Below are 6,632 nucleotides of genomic sequence, written 5' to 3'. Positions count from 1 at the left end.
TCAACGTTGCAGTCCACTCAACCAACTAACTACGAAGTTTGCTTCGTTATTTTGCGAAGCTGGTTCGTTGGAGCAGCAGAGTTTTAGCACCAGCAGTCTATAGCGAAGCGGCTTCGCTGTTTAACGAAGCTCCTTTCGCTATCCTGCCTGTCGTGACGCGGCATTTGCAAATTAGCGAGGAGATTTTCGCTTTTCGTGAACCTAGGTTCTCCATTTGCGAAGTTTGCTTCGCTGTGTCAACGTTGCAGTCCACTCAACCAACTAACTACGAAGTTTGCTTCGTTATTTTGCGAAGCTGGTTCGTTGGAGCAGCCAAAAGAACTATTTTACTGGAGCGTGGCGGTTCGGCAGTGCGGTGACGAGGCTTTGGGGAGTTAGAGGCTCGGAATAGTGATAGGCGGCGCTTCTAGAGAGGGTTCGAAGAGCTTAGCGAAGGCATGCTCAAAGATTCGTAAGTTCGAATCTATGGCCAGGGCGAAGATGAGTGGGCTGGGGTTAGAATAGCTTAGCGAAGACGCGCTTGAGTATTCGTGGGTTCGAGCCCTCAATTCTATCTAATCCAGCGGCAGCGCTGCGCAACTCAATACTCCAGCAGCCGTCCATTATCATGCCATTGACCATACATTTTATTTTCTTTAGTGTTTGCAATGAATTTGTCTAGTCTGCTCTGAAACAGCTCTGTCTGGTCTTTGATGCTTTGTATGTTGTCGATCCGTATTCGCGTATAAAGAGCGGGCATAGCCAAAAAATTCGCATATACTTGACTATCCTCTTTAAGCCTTTCTTTGATTCCACTATCTATTTTAAAAGAATCCATGTCGGGAAGCACTCTTCTGCCCTCATCACTCATTAAGCCCAGCTTTTCGAGGCGGCGGACACGTTCTTTATTCAATTCCGTCCATGAACTTTTTTTGCTTCTAGGTGACAGTCTCTGCGCCGTCCCCGTTCCAGCTAGCACCTTTTTAATTCCATCGATCCAGCCAAAACATAAACATTCTTCAACCACGTCCAAATAAAGCAACGTGTCCGGCTTGGGCGTCATACTGACTATGACCCAACAAAATTTCTCCGTCTTGCTATGCTCCTCCAGCCAACTCCTTAAGTCCTCTCTCGAAGTAACCGGAAGTAAATTTTCAATTTCCATAGAAATGTTCATTCTCCTTTCGAATGGGGAGAGTAATTGTGACCATGATACCGTAAAAATGGAAGAGCACTCAACTATGAGTGCTCAGTCAACTGACCAACTCTACAAGTGCTGCTATTATTATAAAAAAAGAAGTATGACAACATTCTGTCATACTTCTTCAAAAAATTATAGCGCTCGCTCCTTAAACCGAAAGCTTTACCTCATATTGAGCCGCTTCAATCCAAGCACCGCGCTCAAAGTCGCGCCCTCTGACGAGTACCCGATCACCGTACACTTCAATATAGTAGCCTTGGCTGCCGTCCTTATGCTCATCTTCATCCGTCCACAGGTAAGCAACTGATGCTGCGTTAAACATGGTCGGCTGCTTCTCTTCCAAATGATGAACGGTATGACGGGCTTCCAGCTCCCAATGGGTATGTCCGGTGAACAGCATCGCCTGAGGATGTTTGTTCAGAACGGCCTGCAGCTCATCGTCCTCAGTCACGCCGAACCAATTCTGTTCCTCAAACGAACCGGCCACGGTATTCTTTAAAGGCTGATGCAGAAATACGAACACCGGACGATCCGGCGACGCATCTTCACCCAGCTTCTCATCCAGCCAAGCCAGCTGCTCCTCAGAAAGTGTGCAGAACAGCTCCAATCCCTGCTCCGTCCCGAGAAAAATGAAATGATAGCCTTCGATCCAATGGTCATGATAGGAGCCCGCCGTCCGGGTCGCTTCATTGAAATTAGAGATCCGGCTTCGCCATTCGCCCAAAGCTACATCATGGTTGCCCATCGTAAAATGAATCTCCGGCGCTGAGTCGCCGCGCTCTCCCAGCAGACGGCGGAGCTCCTCGTACTCTTGAGGAAATCCGTGATCCGTAACATCCCCGGCATGCATGATGCCAACGCTGTCTGGTGCATTCACCCGAATATCTTCAAGCGCTCTGGCAAAATTGCGGTTATGCGTATGCTCCGGGTCAGCCGTAATATGCGTATCCGTTATGACCTGAAAGGAGAGAAGCGGCAGCTGCTTGTATTCGATTGCGTTCTCCACGTTTGACAACCTCCTCTATTGATTCCGTTCAGGCTAATGGCCTTTGGTGCTTGCATTCAAACCTACTACGCCGATGACGATAACAGCGATCCAGCAAACCGAGGCTATCGACAGCTTTTCTTGAAAAATAAAATACCCGATCAACGATATGAGTACGATTCCGACCCCGGACCATGTAGCATAAACGGTGCTTACACTCATATAGCCGAGCGTATAATTAAGCGATGTGAAGCTTGCGCCATAGAAAATAAACATCAAAATAGATGGAAGCAGCCGGGTAAAGCTTTCCGACCACTTCATCGACATCGTGCCCAGCACTTCCAGCAATATAGCCATGCTTAGAAATAGCCAGCCGATGCCATTGCCTTCTTTCATTCCCTATCGCCTCGAATCGCCAGCTCCCGATAGGAAGTAATCGTCCAGTCTGCGTCTGGCAGCAAATCTAAGGCCGATGCGGCATCGCTCGCAGCAATCCCGATTGCTGCTGCGGCTCCTGCTGCTTTCGCCATCCGCATATCTCCGTTTGTATCGCCGATTACGACCACCTGCGAACAGGAAAGTCCCAGCTCGCGGCAAGCGAGCTCCGCCATATCCGGGAACGGCTTGCCCCGTCCCACCACGTCGTTGCCGACGCAAGCTGTGAAATATTCGCGGATGCCCAGCCATTCCAAGTGACGGATCGCCGGCTCCGTATCGTCGGCAGTTACGACTGCCAGCTTCAATCCGTTATCGCGGCATTGCTCCAGAAACGGAAGCAAGTCAGGAAGCATCCGCGCTTGCCGGGCTTCATCCAATGCCCGGTCCGCAAAGCTTTTGCTCGCATAAGCCATTTCCTTCGACTCCGCCCAAGACAAGCCCGCTTGATAGCCTTGCCAAGCCATAATCGCAATCTGTTCTTCAATCGTCCCCATAGCTAGCGGTCCGTTCCGGTCATAATCCGTTATTGTGCCAGTCTCGCCGCCAAACGTTCCCAGCAGCGAATCCTTGGCGGGTAAAGGCGACAGCCCCTTCTCCTCCAACAGGCTGGAGAACCGGGCGAGCAGACGCTCGCCCCAATATCCCCACGTATGGATAAAATCCATCAGCGTACCGTCCTTGTCGAATAAAATGCCTTCGATTCGGCAGCTTGCACCCGCTATCGTCAATTCAGCCATTCGCAAACCCTCCTGCTTACTTCAATTTGTCTAGTTCTCGTTGTGCTTTTTCCTTTGCTTCCTTCAGTGCTTCCGCAGCCGGTACGTTGCTGATTTGAACTTTGTCCGCTGCAACTTTAAGCGCGTCGGTGATTTTGCCGCCAGTTGGATCTTGGAACGGCTTCGATGCATGCGCTGCTTGCTTCAGTGGTACCATGCTTTGCGGATTTTCTTGCGTAAAGGCCGCAAATTTCGGGTCATCCTGTGCGGACTGACGAACCGCGATGTAGCCAGTGTTCATGGACCAGAACGCCGTATTTTCAGCATTCATGAAATAAGTGAACCACTTAAACGCTGCTTGCTGCTGCTCAGGGCTTGCACCTGCCGGAATGCCCGCCATAATCGCGTTTGCGACTGGTTTGCCCGGACCTTTACCTTCCCAGCCTGGTTGTTCCATTGCGCCCAAAATGCTGAAATCCAGATCGCCTTGGTCACCGCTGGAACCTGTATAACCTGCTGCTTGGCCTTTCATCACATCATCAATCGTTTTATACCAATATTCCCAGCCTTGTCCGCCCGAATGGATACGCATGATTTTGTCCTCATGAATCCATTTGCGGAATTGATCCCATGTCTCCACCCATTCCGGGGAGTCAATCGTAACGGTTTTGCCGTCTTCGCTAAGGACAGAACCGCCCTTGCCGAATACCGCGTCCATCATGTTCTCCATGCCCCACATTGGCTCCCAGCCGTAGAACGAGGTTTGAGCGCCGTTCTTAACTGTCATTTCTTTAGCCGCATTAGCCAGTGCTTCCCAAGTGGTCAAGTCCTCTGGTTTCACGTTGATTTTCTCCAATGCGTCTTTACGGTAGTACATCACTTGCGTTGTACCGTACATCGGCAGGAAATATTGTTTGCCGTCTACTTTGCCTTGCTCCAGAAACGTCGGAATAACGTCCGCCGCATTGAAATCGGCTTGTCCAGCGATTAATTCATCCAATGATGCATAATAGCCTTTGCGTGCCCAATCTACGTTCGAGGAAAGAACAGCTGCTGGCACCTTGCCTCCAGCGATCGCCGCTTGCAGTTTTTTCTCTGTCTCGGAGTAATCCGCCTGTACGACAGGCTTCACGATTACTTCGCTCTGCGAAGCGTTGAAATTATTAATCAACGTTTGCATGTTTTCGCCCAACTTGCCGCCAAGCCCGTACCAGAATTCGATCGTTACCGGCTCAGCTGCTGCTGGCGATTGTGTGGCTTCGCCGTTTGCAGGAGCTTGGCCCCCATTGCTTCCGTTAGTACCTGTACCCGTCGTCGAACCGCAAGCGGCCACGAACAGCATCGATAATACGCCAAACCCCGTCAACATTTTTTTCCAGTGCAACATTTGTTGTTTCCCTCCATTTATCGATTCTACATCGTAAAGCGTTATCCTTTACTTGCGCCTGCCGTTAGATTGACACTGCTGATAATGGTCTTTTGCGTAAGCAGAAACAGTGCAAGCAGCGGCGCAACCGTAAAGGCGCTGGCTGCCATAATTAAAGGCCATTTCAGTCCGTAAGCACCCCCTTCCACAAAGAAGCTCCGCAGTCCGGCCGAGATTAACTGCATGCTCGGATCTTTCGTAATGAGCATCGGCCAGAAGTAGTTGTTGTACTGATCGATGAAGGTAATCAGAGCCAGCACAGCAAAGGAAGGACGCGTAAGCGGAATGAGAATGGTCCATAAAATCCGGAAATGCGACGCTCCGTCGATCATCCCGGCCTCTACCATGTCATGCGACACTTGCAGGAAGGCCTGCCGGATCAAAAAGATCGAAAACACGCTAACGCAGTTGGATAGAATAAGCCCGCCGTAAGTATTAAGCAAATTAAGTTGACCTAGAATGATATAGCTCGGCAAATAGACGGCTGTCGCTGGTACCATGTACCCGACTAGCACAGCGGCGGTGAAAACGCCTTTTAACCGGAATTTCATATGGGAGAGAGCATAGGCCATCATCCCGGAGTTGATCACTTGCAAAATCACAATAACGCCGGCTACAAAAATACTATTGCCAATATAACGTGCGAATGGAGCGGCATGCCAGGCGTCCGCGAAGTTGCTCCATAATGGCGCATGCGGCCATAGCGTTGGCGGAAACTGCCAAATTTCGTCGTTCGTTTTCAAAGCATTCGTAACCATCCAATAAAACGGGAATGCGATAATAAGAGCTGCTGCCGCCAGCATTACATGACGGACTATGGTCCGAACCCCTTTTAACCCTTGCATGATCCTTGTCCTCCTTCTCCCTTAGTTGTAATGTACATTGCGGCGTCCTACTACAAACGAGAACAGCGATAGCACGACGCATCCAATAATAAGCGTAATGGCAACGGAAGAAGCTTCCCCGATCTGGAAGGAATCGAATGCCGATTGATAGTAGAGATAAAGCAGCGTGCGCGTCGATCCCGCCGGCCCGCCTTGCGTCAGAACATTGATCTGGTCGTAGGCTTGAAGCGCTTGAATCGTCTGTACGACGATCAGGAAGAACGTTGTCGGCGAAATAAGCGGCAAGGTTACATTCGTAAATTTGCGCCAGCCGCTTGCACCATCCAGTTCAGCAGCCTCCAGCAATTCCGGCGGTACGTTCTTAATCGCTACCAGATAAAAAATCATACACCAGCCAGCCGACTTCCATACGGTTACGATCAGGACACCGATCAAGGCCCAATTGGGATCCTCCAGCCATCGGATGCCGTCAATGCCGATGAAGCGGAGCAGGTTGTTCGCGAGGCCAACATCCGGCTCATAAATCCAAGACCAGACGATCGAGACCGCAACCGTTGGCGTAACCCAAGGCGAGAACATTAAGGTCCGGTACAACGCGCCTCCCTTAAATTTATTGCTTAGCAGCATCGCCAGAGCTAATCCAACAATGACGACAGGCAGCACGCTGCCCAGGCAGAACAGTATGGAAATTCTCAGCGATTCATAAAAGGCCGGGTTGCTGAACAAGTTTTGATAGTTTTCAAACCCGACGAATACTTTGACAGGATTCATAAAATCCCATTCCATAAAGCTGAGATAGATAACGTAGACAAGCGGTGCAAACCAGAATACAGTCAATGGAACCATCGCAGGTAATGTGAAAAGCAAAGCTTTGAATTCTTGGGCAATCGCAGATCGTTTCATTGGTCCTCCCTCTTCAATAAGCCGCTTAAATAGCATTTTTCTAATGTTCAATATTAATTGAATTTTTGCTATAATGATTAAGAATAAGATCATTCCTTTCCTCTGTTCAATAAATATTGTACGTTCGATTCGTTATCGT

At 49.6% G+C, this 6,632-nt stretch carries 7 protein-coding genes; all 7 read right to left on the bottom strand.

What is annotated here, in order from left to right; genetic code table 11:
- Positions 1-580: 580 nt before the first annotated feature.
- Positions 581-1,144: a YdeI/OmpD-associated family protein gene (locus IEX98_RS07645; protein WP_188888325.1), complete on the bottom strand. Its 564-nt coding sequence runs from the start codon at positions 1,142-1,144 to the stop codon at positions 581-583.
- Between the two features lie 184 nt (positions 1,145-1,328).
- Entirely contained in the window at positions 1,329-2,186 is an 858-nt protein-coding gene (locus IEX98_RS07640) for a metallophosphoesterase family protein (RefSeq protein ID WP_188888324.1), read from the bottom strand.
- Between the two features lie 33 nt (positions 2,187-2,219).
- Entirely contained in the window at positions 2,220-2,561 is a 342-nt protein-coding gene (locus IEX98_RS07635) for a DMT family transporter (RefSeq protein ID WP_308421759.1), read from the bottom strand.
- Positions 2,558-3,340, bottom strand: a complete 783-nt coding sequence (locus IEX98_RS07630) for an HAD family hydrolase (protein WP_188888323.1) — start codon at positions 3,338-3,340, stop codon at positions 2,558-2,560. Before IEX98_RS07630 ends, IEX98_RS07635 begins: the two co-directional genes overlap by 4 nt.
- Positions 3,341-3,356: 16 nt before the next feature.
- Positions 3,357-4,706, bottom strand: coding sequence for an ABC transporter substrate-binding protein (locus tag IEX98_RS07625; protein WP_188888322.1), 1,350 nt, complete (start codon positions 4,704-4,706; stop codon positions 3,357-3,359).
- Between the two features lie 41 nt (positions 4,707-4,747).
- The gene (locus tag IEX98_RS07620) at positions 4,748-5,590 is read right to left on the bottom strand and encodes a carbohydrate ABC transporter permease (RefSeq protein ID WP_188888321.1); all 843 of its coding nucleotides are present in this window, start codon (positions 5,588-5,590) and stop codon (positions 4,748-4,750) included.
- Positions 5,591-5,611: 21 nt separating this feature from the next.
- Positions 5,612-6,493: a carbohydrate ABC transporter permease gene (locus IEX98_RS07615; RefSeq protein ID WP_188888320.1), complete on the bottom strand. Its 882-nt coding sequence runs from the start codon at positions 6,491-6,493 to the stop codon at positions 5,612-5,614.
- Between the last annotated feature and the right edge of the window lie 139 nt (positions 6,494-6,632).

This window comes from Paenibacillus radicis (ex Gao et al. 2016) (assembly GCF_014641555.1).
Taxonomy (GTDB): Bacteria; Bacillota; Bacilli; order Paenibacillales; family Paenibacillaceae; genus Pristimantibacillus; species Pristimantibacillus radicis.
This window is presented reverse-complemented; position numbering and strand designations above follow the sequence as displayed.